Genomic DNA, 18,510 nt, shown 5'->3' on the forward strand with positions numbered 1-18,510 from the left:
GTGAACAGCATTATGCCCCGACCGGCAGGGGCTTTTTCATGCCTCAAGCTCAACCTGCAGGCCAGCCAGAGTAGCCTGCAACCCCTGGGGCAGCGGCACGGGCCGGCCGCTGGCGCGCTCGATGAATACCTGCACTACCGTCCCGGCCGCGCAGGCCTCATTCTCGCCTGGGCGATACAGCGCCAGGCGATACTCCACGGTGCTGCCTACCAGCCGCGTCACCCCAAGCCCGACCTCGAGCACATCCGGAAAGCCCGGCAAAGCGAAAAAGTCGGCCGCCGAACTCACCACGAACGCAGCCAGCTCGCCGTCGCGCAGGTCGACATCTGCCTGCTCGACGAGAAATGCCTGAATGGCTGTTTCGAAAAAGCCATGCACGGTTGCGCCAGCGACGTGGCCGTTGACGTCGTTGTCTTGGGGGCGGGTGAGGATCGGGTGGAAGTGGGTGAACGCGCAGCGGTTCGGGGATTCGGTCATGGGTCATCCACAGCGAGTGACTTGAGAGCCAAGCTTCCCACAACAGGGCTAGGAAGGCCTAGGCCCCTGCCTAAACCGTGCTCCAGCGGGTTGGGCTTGGCGTCGGGGATCGATCGCACTGGCGCCCTGAACCTATAGCCAATCGCGCAAAAAAAAACCGACACCAGATCACTGGTGTCGGATTTTTCAGACTCAGGCTTGCTGGTTACAGCTAGCGTCAGCTTACAGCTGTGGGCCTGCAGCCTTGATGGCGTCGGAAACTTCGAACTTCTTGAAGTTTTCGGTGAACAGCTTGGCCAGGCCTTTGGCGGCCTCATCGTACGCCGCTTTGTCAGCCCAGGTATTGCGCGGGTTGAGCAGCTCGGTGTCGACGCCTGGGACAGCCTTCGGCACGTCCAGGTTGATGATGTCCAGGTGCTCGGTTTCGGCGCCGACCAGAGCACCGCTCTGGATGGCGGCAATTACGCCACGGGTGGTCGGGATGCTGAAGCGCTTGCCAACACCGTAGCCACCACCCGTCCAGCCGGTGTTGACCAGATAGACCTTGGAGCCGAAAGCGTTGATGCGCTTGATCAGCAGTTCGGCGTATTCGCCAGCTGGGCGTGGGAAGAACGGTGCGCCGAAACAGGTGGAGAAGGTCGACTTGATGCCGCCGCCCGAGCCCATTTCGGTGGAGCCTACCAATGCGGTGTAGCCGGACAGGAAGTGATAAGCCGCCTGCTCGTTGTTCAGGATCGAAACCGGAGGCAGAACACCGGTCAGGTCACAGGTCAGGAAGATGACAGCGTTCGGCTCACCACCCAGGTTGGCCTCGGCGCGCTTGGCGACGTGCTCCAGCGGGTAGGCAGCGCGGCTGTTCTGAGTCAGGCTGACATCGGCGTAGTCGGCGTGCTTGTTGGCGTCGAGTACGACGTTTTCCAGCACGGCGCCATGCTTGATGGCCTTCCAGATGACCGGCTCGTTCTTCTCGGAGAGGTCGATGCACTTGGCGTAGCAGCCGCCTTCCATGTTGAAGACAACACCTTCGCCCCAGCCGTGCTCGTCGTCACCGATCAGGTAACGGCTTTCGTCGGCGGACAGGGTGGTCTTACCAGTGCCGGACAGGCCGAAGAACAGGGTGACATCGCCTTCTTCGCCGATGTTGGCAGCGCAGTGCATTGGCAGCACGTCGGCAGCCGGCAGCAGGAAGTTCTGCACCGAGAACATGGCTTTCTTCATTTCACCGGCATAACGCATACCGGCGATCAGTACCTTCTTCTGTGCGAAGTTGATGATCACGCAGCCGTCGGAGTTGGTGCCGTCACGCTCAGGCTCGCACACGAAGTTGGCAACGTTGAGGATCTGCCACTGCTCGCGACCGGCCGGGTTGAACTGGCCTTGCTCCGGGTTGATGAACAGGCAGCGGCCAAACAGGTTCTGCCAGGCAGTCTGAGTAGTCATCTTGACCGGCAGGTAGTGCTCGGCCGCAGCCCCTACGTGAACGTAGGAAACGAAGTGGTCCTGGGCGTTGTTGAACGCCTCGACGCGAGCCCACAGGGCATCGAACTTGTCGGCCGGGAACTTGCGGTTGATCGGGCCCCAGGCGATAGCGTCCTGGGTGGAAGGTTCTTCGACGATGAAACGGTCGGCCGGCGAACGGCCAGTACGGTGGCCAGTTTCGACTACCAGTGCGCCAGTATCGGCCAGCACGCCTTCACCGCGGGACAGCGCTTCTTTAACCAGCTCATCGACGCTCAGGTCGGTGTACACGGTGTTGTTGGCTTGCGTCATGAGATACCCCATCCGGCCCGAGGCCGAGTGCTCCAAACGTTTTGTAGTCGTCTCAAAAAAACTACTACAGCGAAAAAAGTGGCCGGATTATGCCAGAAACGCCCAAAAAAAGTAGGCCCCTCCTGTCGTAACTGCGTTTTTGCGCAATTCGACAGGAGATTCTCCTGAGCTTAAACGTTTCAGTGACGAGTTTCTGACGCCGCTTCTGTACCACCACCGGCAAACAGTTGCGCCACATCGCTGGCATCGAAGAAATAGCGCTGGTTACAGAACTGGCAATCGATCTCTACCGTACCACCGCACTCCTCGACCAACGCCTTGGCGTCCTGCTCGCCCAAGCTGACCAATGCATTGCCGGAGCGTTCCCGGGAGCAGCTGCAGTTGAAGCGCAGCGGCTGCACGTCGAACAGGCGAACCGCGTCTTCGTGGTACAGGCGGTGCAGCAAGGTTTCGTTGCTTTCCGACCACTCTTGAGGCTTGAGTGTCTTGGCCAGGGCAACCACGTGCTGCCAGCTGTCTTCGCGCTCTTCGTCGTCGGGTTGGCGGTCACGTGGCAGTTGCTGCAGCAACAGGCCACGCGCCTTGCCGCCTTCGGCGTTTAGCCAGAAGCGGGTATTGAGCTGCTGCGATTGAACGAAGTAGTTGGTGAAGCACTCCGACAGGTCGGCGCCATCCAGGTCGACGGTGCCTTGGTAGCGCTGGCCTTTGACCGGATCGATGGTCAGGGTCAGGTGGCCGTCGGGCATCAATTGCTCAAGCGTGGAATCGGCCGGGATCTGCTCAGCTTCGTAGCGAGCCATACCGCGGATGTCACGGTCACCCGAGCATTCGACCATCAGCAACGGAATTGGGCCTTGAGAGCGCGCCTGCAGAATCAGCAGGCCGTCGAACTTGAGGGCGCCGACCAGCAAGGCAGTGGCGGCCATCAGTTCGCCCAGCAGGGTCTGCACGGGCTGAGGGTAAGGGTGACGCGCCAGCACCGCGGCATAGCTATCGTCGAGAGACACCCACTCGCCGCGCACATCGCGCTCGTCGAAGATGAAACGTTGGGTGAAATCTTTATCTGGCAAGTCGCTCATGGTTGTCTGGCTATCTGAAAATGATGACAAAATAATTACCGGTCACTTAAAACCGTCGCAGAGCGCTGAAAAAGCGCCTATTCCACACTGGAGATCGAAACAGTTTATGGACAATCAGCCACTGTTCCAAGCAAGGTGGTCATGGGGACCCTTGGCAGCCTGTACCTTGCTGCCCATTGCCCTACTGTGTTTCTGGTTATGGCCCTTTGGCCAGATTCTTTGCCTGACTTTCGACGAGTGGCTATTCCATAGCCTCAACGCCCCATTGGCCGAGAATACGGCCTGGCGCTACATCTGGACCGTCGGCAGCCTGCGCCCGTTCGACATCGTCGTCGGGCTGATCCTTCTGGCGTTGCTGATCCGTGGCAACTGGGTGTTCAAGGCCGCTCAGGTCCGCGAGGCCTTCTTCGGCTTTTTGGTCACGCTACTCCTGTTAGTGGTGATTCGCGCGCTGTTTTCCAAGTGGGTGGACGCGATGGGCTGGCAACACGACAGTCCATCAATGGTGTTTGATAACGTCGTGCACCTGAGCGACTACTACCCGAACCTGGAAAAAACCTGGGAACTGAAAGACCGTTCCAGCAAGAGTTTCCCTGGCGATCACGCATCGGTACTGTTGATCTGGGCGCTGTTCATGAGCCTGTTCAGCCGCCGGCTGGTGCAGTACTTGGTGATCTGGGCACTGGCGTTTGTGTTCATGATGCCGCGCCTGGTGGCCGGGGCGCACTGGGGGCAGGACGACTACATCGGTGGCCTGCTGATGGCGGTGCTTGCGCTGGGCTGGAGTTGCCACACGCCGTTGGCGGCCAAGGGCAGTGCTTTGCTGCTGCGCTGGACCGCACCATTGGTCGGGATTGCCAGGAAAATACCGTTGATCGGGCGGCTGGCGGTAGTCCGCTGAAGCGCTGAGGCCGCGCTACTCAAAGCTCCCATGGAGCTGGTGAATCTGCCGCCGCTGCTTCTTGTTAGGCCGGCCATCGGTGGTAACACCCATGGCCCCGGCCTTGCGCAGCTCGGCCGCCTGCTCACGCTGGCGCACGCTCTCTTCAGTCTCTTGATACAGGGCCTGCGCCTCAGGCGCACCACGGCGCACCACTGAGAGGGCTTTGACTACCACCGTGCGTTCGTCGAAGCCTGTGCGCAACACCAACTCGTCGCCCACCCGCGGCTCTTTGCTCGGTTTGCAGCGCTCGCCCCGGCAATGCACCTTACCGCTTTCGATCGCCGCCTTGGCCAGCGCACGCGTTTTGTAGAACCGCGCCGCCCACAGCCATTTGTCCAGGCGCACCTTGTCATCGTCGTCGGCTTTTTGTGCCATCTCGTAACCTCGCATGCTGTCGTTCATCGAACTGTACTACCGTAACTGACGGATGCAAAAAGTCCCCGCCGTGCTTACAGTTCACCACCTTATCCGCAGGGTGTGCTTCGTGAAGAAATTTGACCATCTGACAGTGATCGGCCTGCGCGAGTGGGTAGCCTTGCCGGACCTCGGCGTGGCGGGCCTGCGGGCCAAGATCGACACTGGCGCCAGCACCTCCAGCCTGCATGCAACCGAAGTCGAGCCCTTCGAGCGCAACGGCCAACCCTGGGTGCGCTTCACCGCTCATCTGGGTTCGGTGGTGCAGTTGCGCCACCGCCGCTGCGAAGCGCCGCTGGTGGCCATGAAAACCATCAAGAGCTCCAATGGCCATGCGCAGACCCGTTACGTGATACGCACTTCGCTGGCCTTGGGTGATGCCGTGTGGGAAATCGAGTTCACACTGGCCTGCCGCAAGAACATGCGCTATAGGCTGCTTCTTGGCTCCAAGGCATTGATCCAAGGCCAGTTGGTGGTCAACCCTGGTTTGAAATACGTACAAGACAAACCGGCCTATCCGGCCACTCTCCCCCCTGTCACAGGTGCTGCATGAAGATCGCTGTGCTGTCGCGCAATCCGCGTCTGTATTCCACCCGCCGTCTGGTTGAAGCCGGTACCCAGCGGGGCCACGAAATGGTGGTGATCGACACCTTGCGGGCCTATATGAACATCGCCAGCCACAAGCCACAGATCCACTACCGTGGCAGGCCGCTGGAAGGCTTCGATGCGGTGATTCCGCGCATTGGCGCTTCGGTCACCTTCTACGGCTGCGCAGTACTGCGCCAGTTCGAAATGATGGGGGTGTACCCGCTCAATGAATCGGTGGCCATCGCCCGCTCTCGGGACAAACTACGGTCGTTGCAATTGCTGTCACGCCGCGGCATCGGCCTGCCCATCACCGGTTTCGCCCACTCACCCGACGACATCCCGGACCTGATCCAGATGGTCAATGGCGCCCCGCTGGTGATCAAGGTGCTCGAAGGCACTCAAGGTATCGGCGTAGTGCTGTGCGAAACCACCAAGGCTGCCGAATCGGTGATTGAGGCCTTCATGGGGCTGAAACAGAACATCATGGTGCAGGAGTACATCAAGGAAGCCGGCGGGGCGGATATCCGCTGCTTCGTGGTAGGTGACAAGGTGATCGCCTCGATGAAGCGCCAGGCCAAGCCAGGGGAATTCCGCTCCAACCTGCATCGCGGCGGTGTAGCGAGCCTGATCAAGATCACCCCCGAAGAGCGCATGACCGCCATTCGGGCCGCCAAGGTGATGGGGCTGAGTGTGGCCGGTGTGGATATCCTGCGTTCGAATCACGGGCCGTTGGTGATGGAGGTGAATTCGTCACCGGGGCTGGAGGGCATCGAGGTGACCACTGGCAAGAACGTTGCCGGGATGATCATCGAGCACCTCGAGAAGAACGGCGGGCCGAATCAGACCCGCACCAAGGGCAAGGGCTGACACCGGCTTGTGTGGGCCTCTTCGCGGGGTCAGCCGCGAAGAGCCCAATGCACTTCAAACAGCATTGCGCGGCAGTAGCAGCCCTAATGGCAGCCGCACGCGCGCTTCGATCCCGCCACCGGAGCGGTTGCGCAGCTCGACATTGCCACCATGCTGCGCTGCGATCCGTTTGACGATAGCCAACCCCAGCCCGGTACCCTTGCCTCCTCTGGCACGATCACCACGAATGAACGGGTTGAAGATGGTTTCAAGCTCCGACTCTTCGATGCCGGTGCCCCGGTCCAGTACGCTGAGCACCACATAAGGCGCGCTCTCGTCCCCCGACACGTACGCCGCCACCTCAACGCCCTGGCCTGCATGATGCAGGGCATTGCCGATAAGATTGCCAAGCATGCGCTTGAGCGACACTCGCCGCAGCGGGAATGGCGGAATGGGCTCAAGGCACAGGCGCACGCGCTCGTGGGGCTGGTTGTAAGGCGCTACTACCTCGCGCACCAGATTGGCCAGGTCGACCTCTTCGAGCGGCTCGTCTCGCCCGTCGCGAATGAACGCGAGGAACTGGTCGAGAATTGCGTCCATGTCCTCAATGTCGCGCACCATGTCATCGCTCAATTCGCTGTCGCTGTTCAACAACGACAACGACAGGCGCAGGCGCGTAAGGGGCGTGCGCAGGTCATGGGAAACACCGGCAAGCATCAACTCACGCTCACGGCCGGCTTGCTCGACATCTTCGGCCATCTGGTTGAACGCGCGGTAAACCTCGGTCATTTCGCTAGGGGTATCGCTGATCGGCAAGCGCACACTGCGCCCCTGCCCGAGCTGGCGGGCGGCAAACACCAGGCGCTTCAGGGGTTGGTTGAGCTGGCGCACGAAGATCCAGGCCGAGGCGGTGGACAACAGGCCGATGGCCAGGAACCACCCCAGCACGTTCCAGATCTTCTGCCCCCGCAGCGGGTGCGGATACAGCGGCACTTTCAGCCAACCCGGGCCCAGGCTCGGTGCGTTCACCCACAGCGCAGGCGGCGCATGGATACGCAGGCGCACTTCGGTATCCTCACCCAGCTCGGCCTGCATCTGGCGCTGGTAGATTTCGCTGTAGGGCCAGTGCTGCTCGCCCTCCGGTACGCCGGAGCCGGTGACACGGATCAGGCCAGCGGCTTCGGCGATCTTGTCGCGGTTTTCTTCATCCGCTGCCCAATAGGCGCGCAAAGTCAGTGCCACACCGTGACTGTACTGCCGATCGACCAACACATCCTCGTTCATCAGCAGGTAGACCAGGGTCAGTGCCTTGGAGAACAGAACGACGATCAACACCAGCCACAGGGTGCGGGCAAAGAAGCTTTGCGGAAACCACAAAGGAGTTTTCATCGACGACGCTGCATCATTTGCCAGCGTTGCCGTCTGGTACGAACACGTAACCTACGCCCCACACCGTCTGGATGTAGCGTGGCTTGGACGGGTCTGGCTCGATCATGCGACGGAGACGGGATATCTGCACGTCGATGGAGCGCTCCAGGGCATCCCACTCGCGACCACGGGCCAGATTCATCAGCTTGTCGCGAGTCAGTGGCTCACGGGCATGCATCACCAAGGCCTTGAGCACGGCGAACTCGCCCGTGGTGAGCATGTGCACTTCGTCGCCACGCTTGAGCTCGCGGGTGGCCAGCGACAGCTCGTAGTCACCGAAGGTGACCGTCTCGTCCTCGCTACCCGGCGCACCCGGCACGCTCGGCGACTGACGGCGCAGCACGGCCTTGACCCGCGCCATCAGCTCGTCGGGGTTGAATGGCTTGCCCAGGTAATCGTCGGCACCCAGCTCCAGCCCCTTGATGCGGCTGAGTTCGTCACCCTTGGCCGTGAGCATGATGATCGGGATCTGGTTGTTCTGCTGACGCAAGCGCTTGCACGCGGATAGGCCGTCCTCGCCTGGCAACATCAGGTCGAGTACCACCAGATTGAACACCTCGCGCTGCAGCAGGCGGTCCATCTGTTCGGTGTTGGGCACTGCGCGGGCGCGGTAGCCCTTGCTGGTGAAGAAACGTTCCAAAAGGCTGCTGAGCCCAGGATCGTCGTCGACGATGAGAATCTTGTCACCTTCAGCGGTATTTGGCGTGCCGGTCATGAATAACTCCTCTGATATCGCCGCGCATTATGGCGTAGCCATTGCTGCACGTTGCGTGAGCATTGTTAGCAGATTTTTCCCCGGGCGCCAGTTCCGGCTGGCCGGGCGCCATCACCGCAAGCTGTTTGCGATGGGTATAATGCGCGGCTTTCATCCAGCGCCACAGGGCCAAAGGCCCACCGGCGACCCACGTTTTCACAAATGTCAGGTGGTTTTCATGGACAGCATCAACAGCCGTATCGCCGAGGAACTGGGCGTACGCCCCCAGCAGGTCGAGGCGGCCGTGGGCCTGTTGGACGAAGGCTCGACCGTGCCCTTCATCGCCCGTTACCGCAAGGAAGTGACCGGGAGCCTGGACGACACCCAGTTGCGCCATCTGGAAGAGCGCCTGCGCTACCTGCGCGAACTCGACGAGCGCCGCGCCAGCATCCTGTCCAGCATCGAGGAACAGGGCAAGCTCACCCCGGAACTTGCCCGCGAGATCAAGCTCGCCGACACCAAGACGCGTCTCGAAGACCTTTACCTGCCATACAAGCAAAAACGCCGCACCAAGGGTCAGATCGCCCTGGAAGCCGGCCTTGGTGAGCTGGCCGATGCTCTGTTCAACGACCCAACCCTGGCCCCGGAAAGCGAAGCCGCGCGCTTCGTCGATGCCGGCAAAGGCGTGGCCGACGTCAAGGCGGCTCTGGAGGGCGCCAAGTACATCTTGATGGAGCGCTTCGCCGAAGACGCCGCACTGCTCGACAAGCTGCGCAACTTCCTTAAGCAGGAAGCGGTGCTCAGCGCCCGCGTGGTGGCCGGCAAGGAAGAAGAAGGTGCCAAGTTCCGCGACTACTTCGCCCACGACGAGCTGCTGCGTACAGCGCCCTCGCACCGGGCGCTGGCCATATTCCGGGGCCGCAACGAAGGCGTGCTGAGTGCCTCGCTGAAGGTTGGCGAAGAACTGCCCGGCACCCTGCACCCGTGCGAACTGATGATCGGCAACCATGTCGGCATCGAAAACCGCAGCCGCCCTGCCGACAAATGGCTGGGCGAGGTGGTGCGCTGGACCTGGAAGGTCAAGCTCTATACCCACCTGGAAACCGACCTGTTCGGTGAACTGCGCGACAATGCCGAAAGTGAGGCGATCAACGTCTTCGCCCACAACCTGCACGACCTGCTGCTGGCGGCACCTGCAGGCCCACGCGCCACCCTGGGCTTCGACCCGGGCCTGCGCACCGGCTGCAAGATCGCCGTGGTCGACGCCACCGGCAAGCTGCTGGACCACACCACGGTCTACCCCCATGCGCCGAAAAACGACTGGGACCGCACCATCGCCATCATGGCCGCCTTGTGCGCCAAGCACTCGGTGGAGTTGATCGCCATCGGCAACGGCACCGCCAGCCGCGAGAGCGACAAGCTGGTGGCTGAGCTGGTGAAGAAGTACCCAGCACTGAAGATCACCAAGATCATGGTTTCCGAGGCCGGTGCTTCGGTGTACTCGGCATCGGAACTGGCAGCCCGCGAGTTCCCCGACTTGGACGTGTCGATCCGTGGCGCTGTGTCGATCGCCCGCCGCCTGCAGGACCCGCTGGCCGAGTTGGTGAAGATCGACCCGAAATCCATCGGCGTTGGCCAGTACCAGCACGACGTTTCGCAAATCAAGCTGGCCCGCGGCCTGGACGCGGTGGTCGAGGACTGCGTGAACGCCGTGGGCGTCGACGTCAACACCGCGTCGGTGGCGCTGCTGACCCGCATCTCTGGCCTGAACGCCACCCTGGCCCAGAACATCGTCGCTCACCGCGACGCCAATGGCCCATTCGCCACCCGTGCAGCGCTTAAAAAAGTCAGCCGCCTGGGTGAGAAAACCTTCGAACAGGCTGCCGGCTTCCTGCGTGTGATGAACGGCGACAACCCGCTCGACGCCTCTGCCGTGCACCCGGAGGCCTACCCGCTGGTGCAGCGCATCGCCGCAGGCACCGACCGTGACATTCGCTCGCTGATTGGCGACAGCAGCTTCCTCAAGCGCCTGGACCCCAAGCAGTTCACCGATGAAACCTTCGGCCTGCCCACCGTCACTGACATCTTGCAAGAGCTGGACAAACCCGGCCGCGACCCGCGCCCTGAGTTCAAGACGGCCACCTTCCAGGATGGCGTGGAAGACCTCAAGGACCTGGAGCCCGGCATGATCCTCGAAGGTGTGGTGACCAACGTTACAAACTTCGGGGCCTTCGTCGACATCGGCGTCCACCAGGACGGCCTGGTTCACATTTCGGCGCTGTCGGAGAAATTCGTCAAAGACCCACGCGAGGCGGTCAAGGCCGGCGACGTGGTCAAGGTCAAGGTCATGGAAGTGGACATCCCGCGCAAGCGCGTGGGCCTGTCCATGCGCATGAGCGACACGCCGGGCGAGAAGGTCGAATGCAACCGCGGCGGCAACCGTGGCAATGCTGGTAACCGTCAGCAGCAGGCGCCGCGCCAGCGTGAAACCACCGCAGCAGCCCCGGCCAACAACGCCATGGCCGCATTGTTCGCCAATGCCAAGCAGCTGAAGAAGAAGTGATGGATATCCCCAAGGAACTGCTCGAGAGCGCCTACAGCCAGCTGCTCGGCTGCCGGGTACAACGCCTGGACGCCGGGCTGGCAGAAGTGGGCCTGGCCCTTGAGCCGCACCTGCGCAATCGCGGCCAGAAGCTGCACGGCGGGGCGATCTTCAGCCTGGTGGACATCGCCATGGGCCTGGCGTGTTCGGCCAGCCACGGCTTCGACCAGCAAAGCGTGACCATCGAGTGCAAGATCAACTACCTGCGTGCCGTCAGTGACGGTGAGGTGCTGTGCACGGCCCGCGTGCTGCATGCCGGGCGCCGCACGCTGGTGGTCGACGCCGACGTAGTTCAAGGCGACAAACTGGTGGCAAAAGCGCAAGGAACCTTTGCGGTTCTCTAGCTCACCAAGTGGTATCTGCGGTATTTTTCGGCAGTGCGCTGGCACTGCCGGAGCCGCGTAAACCAGGCGACCACGCCAGTTCCTTTCCTCCTACCCTTGTAGACCGTCTTTGCTACCCCCATATTGGGGCCACTGACGCGTGAAGGAATACATCTTGAGCGACCTCCTCAACCGCCGCCTGAGCTTGCTCGGCGCCAATCTTCCCCTGCTCAAGCAGTGCCTGCACGGTATTGAGCGAGAATGCCTGCGCGTGACCCATGAAGGGCGGCTGGCCCAGACGCCCCACCCAGAGGCTTTGGGCTCGGCACTGACCAACGAACAGATCACCACCGATTATTCCGAGTCGCTGCTGGAGTTCATCACCCCAGCGATGGCCGACTCGGCCAAGGTGCTCGAAAGCCTCGAACAGACCCACCGCTTCGTCTACAGCAATCTTGGCGACGAACTCCTGTGGAGCCCGTCGATGCCCTGCACGCTGCCGGCCGAGGAAGACATCCCGATCGCCGAGTACGGCACGTCGAACATCGGCAAGCTCAAGCACGTCTACCGCAAGGGCCTGGCCCTGCGCTATGGCCGCACCATGCAGTGCATCGCCGGTATCCACTACAACTTCTCGCTGCCTGAGGCGCTGTGGCCACTGTTGCGCGATGCCGAAGGTGGTGAACAGAGCGACCGTGACTACCAGTCCTCAGCGTACATTGCGCTGATTCGCAATTTCCGCCGCTACAGCTGGCTGCTGATGTATCTGTTCGGCGCCTCACCGGCACTGGACAAAGGCTTTTTGCGTGGCCGCCCGCACCAGCTTGAAGAGCTGGATGCCGAAACCCTATATCTCCCCTACGCCACCAGCCTGCGCATGAGCGACCTGGGCTACCAGAGCAATGCCCAGGCGGGCCTTACGCCGTGCTACAACAACCTCGAGAGCTACACCGATAGCCTGCGCAAGGCAGTCGGCACGCCCTACCCGCCCTATGTCGAGGTCGGCACCCATGTGGATGGCGAGTGGGTGCAGTTGAACACCAACATCCTGCAGATCGAAAACGAGTACTACTCGAACATCCGCCCCAAGCGCGTGACCTACACCGGCGAGCGGCCGATCCAGGCTTTGACCTCGCGCGGCGTGCAGTACGTCGAAGTGCGCTGCCTGGATATCAACCCGTTCCTGCCGGTGGGCATCGACCTTACAGAAGCACGCTTCCTCGATGCATTCCTGCTGTTCTGCGCGCTGGAAGAGAGCCCGCAACTGGACAACAGCGAGTGCGGCCAGTGCTCCAGCAACTTCCTGACCGTGAACAAGGAAGGCCGTCGCCCAGGCCTTGAACTGCTGCGCGATGGCCAGCCCATCGGGCTGCGTGAGTGGGCCAGCGAACTGATCGAACGCATCGGCCAGTTCGCCGCGCTGCTCGACCAGGCGCAAGGCGGTGACGAACATGCCAAAGCGTTGGCTGAACAACAGGCCAAGGTCGATGATGCAGCCCTGACCCCATCTGCCCAGGTGCTGGCCCGCATGACCGAACATGACGAAACCTTCGTCCAGTTCTCCCTGCGCCAGAGCCGCCTGCATGCCGAAACGTTGCGCGAGCAACCACTGCATGTGGAGCAACAGCAGGCGTTCGAGACGCTGGCGCGTGAGTCGCTGGCCCGGCAGTCGGAGCTTGAGCAAGAGGAGGTCGGCGACTTCGACCTGTTCGTCGGCGCTTACCAGGCCAGCATCCTGGCGATCAGCAACTGATGAATCGGCCCGCCACTTCGCGCAAGCCCCGCGCCAGCAGCCAGGCGAGGATCGACGCGATCCTGGCGGCCGCCCGCGCGCTGCTGGCCGAGCACGGAGTGACCGGGCTTTCGATCTACAGTGTGGCAGAGCACGCACAGATTCCGCCGTCTTCGGTGTACCACTTCTTCGCCAGCGTGCCGGCCCTGCTGGAGGCGCTGACTGCCGATGTGCACAGGGCTTTTCGCGAGGCGCTGAGCGCACCGATCGACAGCAGCGCATTCGCCACCTGGCACGAGCTGTCACGGCTGGTCGAGCAGCGCATGCTCGACATCTACAAGGAGGATGCCGCAGCGCGCCAGTTGATTCTGGCTCAGCATGGGCTAAGTGAAGTGGTGCAGGCCGACCGGCTGCACGATATGGAGCTGGGCAGCCTGATGCACAACCTGTTCGACCGGCATTTCCACTTGCCGAAGATTCCGGCAGATGTGGATGTGTTCACCTTGGCGATGGAACTGAGTGATCGGGTTTATGCCCGCTCGGTGCAGTTACACGAGACGATCACCCCGCGCATGGCTGAGGAAGGCAAGCGGGTGTTCGAGGCCTATCTTGGGCTTTATCTGCCGCCTTTTCTGGCCAAACGTGCACCCTGAAGACTAGGGCCGCGTCGCGGCCCTGGATGCCCGCCTCACAGCTTGGCGATGGAGACTTCGGTCGACTTCACGAACGCGATCACTTCACTGCCCACCTGCAGCTCCAGTTCCTTCACCGAGCGGGTGGTGATGACCGAAGTGACGATGCCCGAGGCAGTCTGCACGTCGATTTCCGACAGTACCGGGCCTTCGAGGATTTCTTTCACGGTGCCTTTGAACTGGTTGCGAACGTTGATGGCTTTGATGGTCATGGCTTGATTCCTTCTCTTTGGCTTCTTGGGTTCAGTGTGCCCAACGCAGTTGCGTGGGCAATGGGGCTACAGGATCGGGCTCGGGCGCACTGCCCGGGGCCGACAGAACACGGTCAAGTACTTCGCTTTCAAGCGCAGCCAGGCGGTGCGAACCACGCGCCCTGGGCCTGGCCAGATCGACAGTGAGGTCCAGGCCGACTTCACCCTCTTCGATCAGAATCACCCGGTCGGCGACGGCGACGCCCTCATTGACGTCGTGGGTCACCAACAGCACGGTGAAGCCATGCTGGCGCCACAGGCGTTCGATCAGTTGCTGCATTTCGATGCGCGTCAGTGCATCCAGCGCGCCCAACGGCTCATCCAGCAGCAGCAGGCGCGGCTGGTGGATAAGGGCTCGGGCCAAAGCCACGCGCTGTTTTTGCCCACCGGACAACGCAGCGGGCCATTCATTGGCGCGGTCAGCCAGGCCAACGGCCTCCAACGCATCCAGCGCACGCTGCCGCCAGCCGCCATGCAAACCCAGGCCAACGTTGTCGATCACCTTCTTCCACGGCAACAGCCGCGCGTCCTGGAACATCAGGCGAGTTTCCTCACGAGCCTGGCTCAGCGGGGCGGCGCCAGCCAGCAGCTCACCGTCAGTCGGTTGGTCGAGCCCGGCCAGCAGCCGCAACAAGGTGCTCTTGCCGCAACCACTGCGCCCGACGATGGCAACGAACTGCCCTGCGGGTATGTGCAGGTCGATACCTTTCAAAACCTCGCGCTGGCCGAAGGCTTTGCGCAAGCCCTTGGCGGCCAACGGGATGCCACGCAGCAGGCGTGGCGGCTGTTCTTTGAGCACCGTCATGCGCCCTCCTTCTTCGCCACTTGGTAGGCCGGGTGCCAGCGCAACCACACGCGCTCCAAGCCGCGTGCGGCGAGGTCGGCTAGCTTGCCCAGCACCGCGTACAGGACGATGGCCAGCACCACTACATCGGTCTGCAGGAATTCGCGGGCATTCATCGCCAGGTAACCGATGCCAGCATTGGCCGAAATGGTCTCGGCAACGATCAGCGTCAGCCACATGAAGCCCAGCGCAAAGCGTACCCCCACCAGGATCGAGGGCAGCGCCCCAGGCAGGATCACCTGGCGGAACAGGCCAAAACCTGACAGGCCATAGCTGCGGGCCATTTCCACCAAGGCCGGGTCGACGTTGCGGATGCCGTGATAGGTGTTCAGGTAAATCGGAAACAACGTGCCCAGCGCGACCAGAAAAATCTTCGCCGACTCATCGATCCCGAACCACAGGATCACCAGCGGGATGAGCGCCAGGTGTGGCACGTTGCGGATCATCTGTACCGAGCTATCGAGCAGGCGTTCGCCCCAGTTCGAAAGGCCAGTGATAAAGCCCAGCACCAGGCCGATGCTGCCGCCGATCACGAAGCCCAGCCCAGCACGCCAGCCGCTGATGGCCAGGTGCGTCCAGATTTCCCCGCTGCGCACCAACTCAACGCCAGCGCTGACCACCGCACTGGGCGCTGGCAGAATGCGGGTCGACAGCCAGCCGGCGCTGACTGCCAATTGCCAGGCCGCCAGCAGCAGCACTGGCAGCGCCCACGGCGCCAGGCGCTGGCTAAGGGTGGTTGTAGTTGCACGACTCATGGCCCGGCCCTCAGCTCTGCGCAACCGATTTGGGCAAGATGTCGTTGGCCACCATCTCGCCGAACGGGCTCACATAGCCGCCGCTTTTCGGCTGCTCCGGGCGCTGCACGTCAAGATGCGGGAACAGCAACTCGGCAACCCGGTAAGACTCCTCCAGGTGCGGGTAGCCAGAGAAGATGAAGGTATCTATGCCCAATTCGGCATACTCCTTGACCCGCGCCGCTACCGTGGGGCCGTCACCGACCAGAGCGGTGCCAGCACCGCCGCGCACCAGACCGACGCCGGCCCAGAGGTTGGGGCTGACTTCGAGCTTGTCGCGGTTGCCGTTGTGCAGGGCGGCCATGCGCTGTTGACCCACGGAGTCGAAACGCGCCAGGGAAGCCTGGGCGCGAGCGATGGTGTCATCGTCCAGGTGCGAGATCAGTTTGTCGGCGGCAGCCCAGGCTTCTTGGTTGGTTTCCCGCACGATGACGTGCAGGCGGATGCCGAAGCGCACTTGGCGGCCTTGAGCGGCGGCCTTTTCACGCACTGCAGCGATCTTCTCGGCCACGGCCGATGGCGGCTCGCCCCAGGTCAGGTACAGCTCGACCTGCTCGGCTGCCAGGTCCTGAGCGGCCTCGGAGGATCCACCGAAATACAGCGGCGGGCGCGGTTGCTGGACTGGCGGATAGAGCAGCTTGGCGCCCTTGACCTGAATGTGCTTGCCCTCGTAGTCTACAACTTCGCCTTCCAGCACCTTGCGCCAGATGCGGGTGAATTCGACCGAGGCCTCATAGCGCTCCTGGTGATTGAGGTGCAGACCGTCGCCGGCCAACTCGTCCGGGTCCCCCCCGGTCACCAGGTTGAACAACGCGCGGCCGTTGGACAGCCGGTCGAGCGTGGCAGCCTGGCGAGCCGCCACGGTCGGCGAGATGATGCCGGGGCGTAAGGCCACCAGAAACTTCAGGCGCTGGGTCACCGGTATCAGCGACGCAGCCACCAGCCAGGAATCCTCGCAGGAGCGCCCGGTGGGGATCAGCACGCCACCAAAACCCAGGCGGTCTGCGGCCTGGGCAATTTGTTGCAGATAACCATGATCGACCGCGCGAGCGCCGTCGGAAGTGCCCAGGTACTTGCCGTCACCGTGGGTGGGGAGGAACCAGAAAATGTTAAGGCTCATTGGAGTTGTCTCCTCAGGGTGGCTCGAGCCGAGGCGGCGCCCCGGCGCAGGCAAATCGTTCAAGGCGCAGCAGCGACCTTGGCCGGGGGTGTCCAGATCACGTCCTTGATGCTCAAGGGCTTGGGAATCAGCTTGAGCACCTGGAAGGTGTCGGCAATCTTCTGTTGCGCGGCGACAACCTGCGGGGTGAGCGGCTGGGCACCGTAACCTTGGCGTTTCACCGAGGTCAGGGTGATGTCGGCAGGCAGGCCCAGCAGTGGGGCGACCTGCTCGGTGACCTCTTGCGGGTTGGCCTGGGACCACTGGCCGACAGCGCGCACTTCGTCGATCAGGGCGCTGATTACCGCCGGGTGCTGGGTGGCGTAGCTGCGCGTTGCCAGATAGAACTGATGGTTATCCACCAGGCCTTGACCATCACGCAGCGTGCGGGCCTGTAGCTGTTGCTCGGCGGCAGCTTGGTACGGGTCCCAGATCACCCAGGCATCGACACTGCCACGCTCGAAGGCGGCGCGGGCGTCGGCGGGGGGCAGGTAGACCGGTTGAATGTCGCTGTACTTGAGGCCGGCGTCTTCCAGGGCGCGGACCAACAGGTAGTGCACGTTCGAGCCCTTGTTGAGGGCGACTTTCTTGCCTTTGAGGTCCTTCACCGACTGTACCGACGAGCCTTTGGGCACGAGAATGGCCTCGCTGTGCGGCGCAGGTGGCTCATAGGCCACATACAGCAGGTCGGCACCAGCGGCCTGAGCGAACACCGGCGGGGTCTCACCGGTGACACCGAAGTCGATCGAGCCGACGTTCAACCCCTCGAGCAACTGCGGCCCGCCGGGGAACTCAGTCCATTGCACCTGCACGCCTTGAGCGGCCAGGCGCTTCTCAAGCGTACCCTTGGCCTTGAGTAGCACCAGGGTTCCGTATTTCTGATAACCGATACGCAGGCTTTCTGCGTGAGCTTGGGTGATGGCGCCGAAGGACACAGCCGCCGCAAACAGGGCGACCAGACCACGACGCAAGAAGACAGTGCGCATGGCGCTCTCCTGTGCGATAGGGTTCGGGTTGCACCTGCTTGCCTCGTTGACGGGCGAGTAAGGTGGTGAAGCTATGGGGTGACAGTACCAGCCTGCTTATATATCTAGAAATCATATTTTTTCATTTGTTTATTCCATTTTATGATCTTGGACATGAGGGCTTTATTGCGGCGAAAGCCGCCCTTACCAGGTCTTCTTGCAACCCACGCAGCATCGGTCGGGAGCGGGTCTATCCGCGAACAACCCCATCACTTTTACCCAGGCATAAAAAAGGGCCGTCGAAACGGCCCGAAAATCCCTGCTATGGCTAAGAGCACTGCAACGAGGATTTGGTCAGCGATTAGGTTGCGGAGTCAGCCGCAGATAAGGCTTCACAGCCCGGTAACCTTTCGGGAAGCGCTGCTTGATTTCTTCCTCATCTTTTAGAGAAGGCACAATCACCACATCGTCGCCGTCCTGCCAGTTCCCTGGTGTGGCAACCTTGTGGTTGTCGGTGAGCTGTAGCGAGTCGATCACCCGCAGGATCTCGTTGAAGTTGCGCCCGGTACTGGCCGGATAGGTGATGGTCAGGCGTACCTTCTTGTTCGGGTCGATGACGAACAGCGAGCGCACCGTCAAAGTGTCGCTGGCATTGGGGTGAATCAGGTCATACAGGTCCGAAACCTTGCGGTCGGCGTCGGCAATGATCGGGAAGTTGACTACGGTATTCTGGGTTTCGTTGATATCCGCGATCCACTTATGGTGTGAGTCGACCGGGTCAACCGACAGGGCGATGGCTTTTACACCGCGCTTGGCGAACTCATCCTTGAGCTTGGCGGTCAGGCCCAGCTCGGTGGTGCACACTGGAGTGAAATCCGCCGGGTGGGAGAACAGCACACCCCAGCTGCT

At 61.9% G+C, this 18,510-nt stretch carries 19 protein-coding genes; 7 read left to right on the top strand and 12 right to left on the bottom strand.

Annotation, left to right across the window (positions count from 1 at the left end):
- Positions 1-36: 36 nt before the first annotated feature.
- The 3 genes from ACK59H_RS20510 to hslO all read right to left on the bottom strand — a co-directional run bounded on the left by ACK59H_RS20510 (position 37) and on the right by hslO (position 3,326).
- A complete protein-coding gene (locus tag ACK59H_RS20510) occupies positions 37-477 on the bottom strand; it encodes a thioesterase family protein (RefSeq protein ID WP_060478720.1) in 441 nt (146 codons plus the stop codon).
- Positions 478-699: 222 nt separating this feature from the next.
- Positions 700-2,247, bottom strand: a complete 1,548-nt coding sequence (locus ACK59H_RS20515) for a phosphoenolpyruvate carboxykinase (protein WP_060478719.1) — start codon at positions 2,245-2,247, stop codon at positions 700-702.
- A gap of 179 nt (positions 2,248-2,426) precedes the next feature.
- Positions 2,427-3,326 (bottom strand): Hsp33 family molecular chaperone HslO, encoded by a 900-nt coding sequence (gene hslO / locus ACK59H_RS20520; RefSeq protein WP_060478718.1) that lies wholly within the window; start codon positions 3,324-3,326, stop codon positions 2,427-2,429.
- A 106-nt stretch (positions 3,327-3,432) separates the two neighbouring features.
- Here hslO and ACK59H_RS20525 point away from each other — a divergent pair, with 106 nt between their 5' ends.
- On the top strand, positions 3,433-4,227 hold the full coding sequence (locus tag ACK59H_RS20525) for a phosphatase PAP2 family protein (RefSeq protein WP_060478717.1): 795 nt from the start codon (positions 3,433-3,435) through the stop codon (positions 4,225-4,227).
- 15 nt (positions 4,228-4,242) lie between these two features.
- Here ACK59H_RS20525 and ACK59H_RS20530 read toward each other — a convergent pair whose 3' ends face one another.
- Positions 4,243-4,644 carry an RNA-binding S4 domain-containing protein gene (locus tag ACK59H_RS20530; RefSeq protein WP_060478721.1) on the bottom strand — a complete coding sequence of 134 codons (402 nt, stop codon included), beginning with the start codon at positions 4,642-4,644 and terminating at the stop codon, positions 4,243-4,245.
- Positions 4,645-4,753: 109 nt separating this feature from the next.
- Here ACK59H_RS20530 and ACK59H_RS20535 point away from each other — a divergent pair, with 109 nt between their 5' ends.
- Both ACK59H_RS20535 and rimK read left to right on the top strand, forming a co-directional pair.
- Positions 4,754-5,236 carry an ATP-dependent zinc protease gene (locus ACK59H_RS20535; RefSeq protein ID WP_060478716.1) on the top strand — a complete coding sequence of 161 codons (483 nt, stop codon included), beginning with the start codon at positions 4,754-4,756 and terminating at the stop codon, positions 5,234-5,236.
- Positions 5,233-6,138: a 30S ribosomal protein S6--L-glutamate ligase gene (gene rimK, locus ACK59H_RS20540; RefSeq protein WP_060478715.1), complete on the top strand. Its 906-nt coding sequence runs from the start codon at positions 5,233-5,235 to the stop codon at positions 6,136-6,138. The genes ACK59H_RS20535 and rimK overlap by 4 nt, the downstream gene beginning before the upstream one ends.
- A gap of 54 nt (positions 6,139-6,192) precedes the next feature.
- Here rimK and ACK59H_RS20545 read toward each other — a convergent pair whose 3' ends face one another.
- The gene (locus ACK59H_RS20545; RefSeq protein ID WP_060478714.1) at positions 6,193-7,506 is read right to left on the bottom strand and encodes an ATP-binding protein; all 1,314 of its coding nucleotides are present in this window, start codon (positions 7,504-7,506) and stop codon (positions 6,193-6,195) included.
- 13 nt (positions 7,507-7,519) lie between these two features.
- Positions 7,520-8,260 carry a two-component system response regulator OmpR gene (gene ompR, locus ACK59H_RS20550; RefSeq protein ID WP_060478713.1) on the bottom strand — a complete coding sequence of 247 codons (741 nt, stop codon included), beginning with the start codon at positions 8,258-8,260 and terminating at the stop codon, positions 7,520-7,522.
- A gap of 217 nt (positions 8,261-8,477) precedes the next feature.
- On the opposite strand from ompR, the gene ACK59H_RS20555 reads away from it, so the two are divergent.
- From ACK59H_RS20555 to ACK59H_RS20570, 4 genes are all read left to right on the top strand, one after another.
- A complete protein-coding gene (locus tag ACK59H_RS20555; protein ID WP_060478712.1) occupies positions 8,478-10,802 on the top strand; it encodes a Tex family protein in 2,325 nt (774 codons plus the stop codon).
- Positions 10,802-11,185, top strand: coding sequence for a PaaI family thioesterase (locus tag ACK59H_RS20560; protein WP_060478711.1), 384 nt, complete (start codon positions 10,802-10,804; stop codon positions 11,183-11,185). The genes ACK59H_RS20555 and ACK59H_RS20560 overlap by 1 nt, the downstream gene beginning before the upstream one ends.
- A gap of 154 nt (positions 11,186-11,339) precedes the next feature.
- Positions 11,340-12,917: a glutamate--cysteine ligase gene (gene gshA / locus ACK59H_RS20565; RefSeq protein ID WP_371326775.1), complete on the top strand. Its 1,578-nt coding sequence runs from the start codon at positions 11,340-11,342 to the stop codon at positions 12,915-12,917.
- A complete protein-coding gene (locus ACK59H_RS20570; RefSeq protein WP_060478709.1) occupies positions 12,917-13,549 on the top strand; it encodes a TetR/AcrR family transcriptional regulator in 633 nt (210 codons plus the stop codon). The genes gshA and ACK59H_RS20570 overlap by 1 nt, the downstream gene beginning before the upstream one ends.
- A 35-nt stretch (positions 13,550-13,584) precedes the next feature.
- Here the strand turns inward: ACK59H_RS20570 and ACK59H_RS20575 are convergent, their stop codons facing one another.
- From ACK59H_RS20575 to ACK59H_RS20600, 6 genes are all read right to left on the bottom strand, one after another.
- Positions 13,585-13,800, bottom strand: a complete 216-nt coding sequence (locus ACK59H_RS20575; protein WP_008095172.1) for a molybdopterin-binding protein — start codon at positions 13,798-13,800, stop codon at positions 13,585-13,587.
- Positions 13,801-13,831: 31 nt separating this feature from the next.
- Positions 13,832-14,644, bottom strand: coding sequence for an aliphatic sulfonates ABC transporter ATP-binding protein (gene ssuB, locus ACK59H_RS20580; protein ID WP_409264834.1), 813 nt, complete (start codon positions 14,642-14,644; stop codon positions 13,832-13,834).
- A complete protein-coding gene (gene ssuC / locus ACK59H_RS20585; RefSeq protein WP_060478707.1) occupies positions 14,641-15,438 on the bottom strand; it encodes an aliphatic sulfonate ABC transporter permease SsuC in 798 nt (265 codons plus the stop codon). The genes ssuB and ssuC overlap by 4 nt, the downstream gene beginning before the upstream one ends.
- 10 nt (positions 15,439-15,448) lie before the next feature.
- Positions 15,449-16,597 carry an FMNH2-dependent alkanesulfonate monooxygenase gene (gene ssuD / locus ACK59H_RS20590; protein ID WP_261744538.1) on the bottom strand — a complete coding sequence of 383 codons (1,149 nt, stop codon included), beginning with the start codon at positions 16,595-16,597 and terminating at the stop codon, positions 15,449-15,451.
- A 59-nt stretch (positions 16,598-16,656) separates the two neighbouring features.
- Complete coding sequence (locus ACK59H_RS20595; RefSeq protein ID WP_060478706.1) at positions 16,657-17,622, bottom strand: sulfonate ABC transporter substrate-binding protein; 966 nt, start codon at positions 17,620-17,622, stop codon at positions 16,657-16,659.
- Between the two features lie 333 nt (positions 17,623-17,955).
- The coding region (locus tag ACK59H_RS20600; RefSeq protein WP_409264835.1) for a peroxiredoxin at positions 17,956-18,510 on the bottom strand (555 nt) is incomplete at its 5' end.

Origin of the sequence: Pseudomonas sp. KCJK9000 (genome assembly GCF_046230725.1) — a bacterium.
GTDB lineage: Bacteria > Pseudomonadota > Gammaproteobacteria > Pseudomonadales > Pseudomonadaceae > Aquipseudomonas > Aquipseudomonas promysalinigenes.

What these genes read in the sequence shown, in the direction of transcription:
- ACK59H_RS20510 (WP_060478720.1), bottom strand. Translation starts at nt 477, where the DNA reads ATGACCGAATCCCCGAACCGCTGCGCGTTCACCCACTTCCACCCGATC.
- ACK59H_RS20515 (WP_060478719.1), bottom strand. Translation starts at nt 2,247, where the DNA reads ATGACGCAAGCCAACAACACCGTGTACACCGACCTGAGCGTCGATGAG.
- hslO (WP_060478718.1), bottom strand. Translation starts at nt 3,326, where the DNA reads ATGAGCGACTTGCCAGATAAAGATTTCACCCAACGTTTCATCTTCGAC.
- ACK59H_RS20525 (WP_060478717.1), top strand. Translation starts at nt 3,433, where the DNA reads ATGGACAATCAGCCACTGTTCCAAGCAAGGTGGTCATGGGGACCCTTG.
- ACK59H_RS20530 (WP_060478721.1), bottom strand. Translation starts at nt 4,644, where the DNA reads ATGGCACAAAAAGCCGACGACGATGACAAGGTGCGCCTGGACAAATGG.
- rimK (WP_060478715.1), top strand. Translation starts at nt 5,233, where the DNA reads ATGAAGATCGCTGTGCTGTCGCGCAATCCGCGTCTGTATTCCACCCGC.
- ACK59H_RS20545 (WP_060478714.1), bottom strand. Translation starts at nt 7,506, where the DNA reads ATGAAAACTCCTTTGTGGTTTCCGCAAAGCTTCTTTGCCCGCACCCTG.
- ompR (WP_060478713.1), bottom strand. Translation starts at nt 8,260, where the DNA reads ATGACCGGCACGCCAAATACCGCTGAAGGTGACAAGATTCTCATCGTC.
- ACK59H_RS20555 (WP_060478712.1), top strand. Translation starts at nt 8,478, where the DNA reads ATGGACAGCATCAACAGCCGTATCGCCGAGGAACTGGGCGTACGCCCC.
- ACK59H_RS20560 (WP_060478711.1), top strand. Translation starts at nt 10,802, where the DNA reads ATGGATATCCCCAAGGAACTGCTCGAGAGCGCCTACAGCCAGCTGCTC.
- ACK59H_RS20570 (WP_060478709.1), top strand. Translation starts at nt 12,917, where the DNA reads ATGAATCGGCCCGCCACTTCGCGCAAGCCCCGCGCCAGCAGCCAGGCG.
- ACK59H_RS20575 (WP_008095172.1), bottom strand. Translation starts at nt 13,800, where the DNA reads ATGACCATCAAAGCCATCAACGTTCGCAACCAGTTCAAAGGCACCGTG.
- ssuB (WP_409264834.1), bottom strand. Translation starts at nt 14,644, where the DNA reads ATGACGGTGCTCAAAGAACAGCCGCCACGCCTGCTGCGTGGCATCCCG.
- ssuC (WP_060478707.1), bottom strand. Translation starts at nt 15,438, where the DNA reads ATGAGTCGTGCAACTACAACCACCCTTAGCCAGCGCCTGGCGCCGTGG.
- ssuD (WP_261744538.1), bottom strand. Translation starts at nt 16,597, where the DNA reads ATGAGCCTTAACATTTTCTGGTTCCTCCCCACCCACGGTGACGGCAAG.
- ACK59H_RS20595 (WP_060478706.1), bottom strand. Translation starts at nt 17,622, where the DNA reads ATGCGCACTGTCTTCTTGCGTCGTGGTCTGGTCGCCCTGTTTGCGGCG.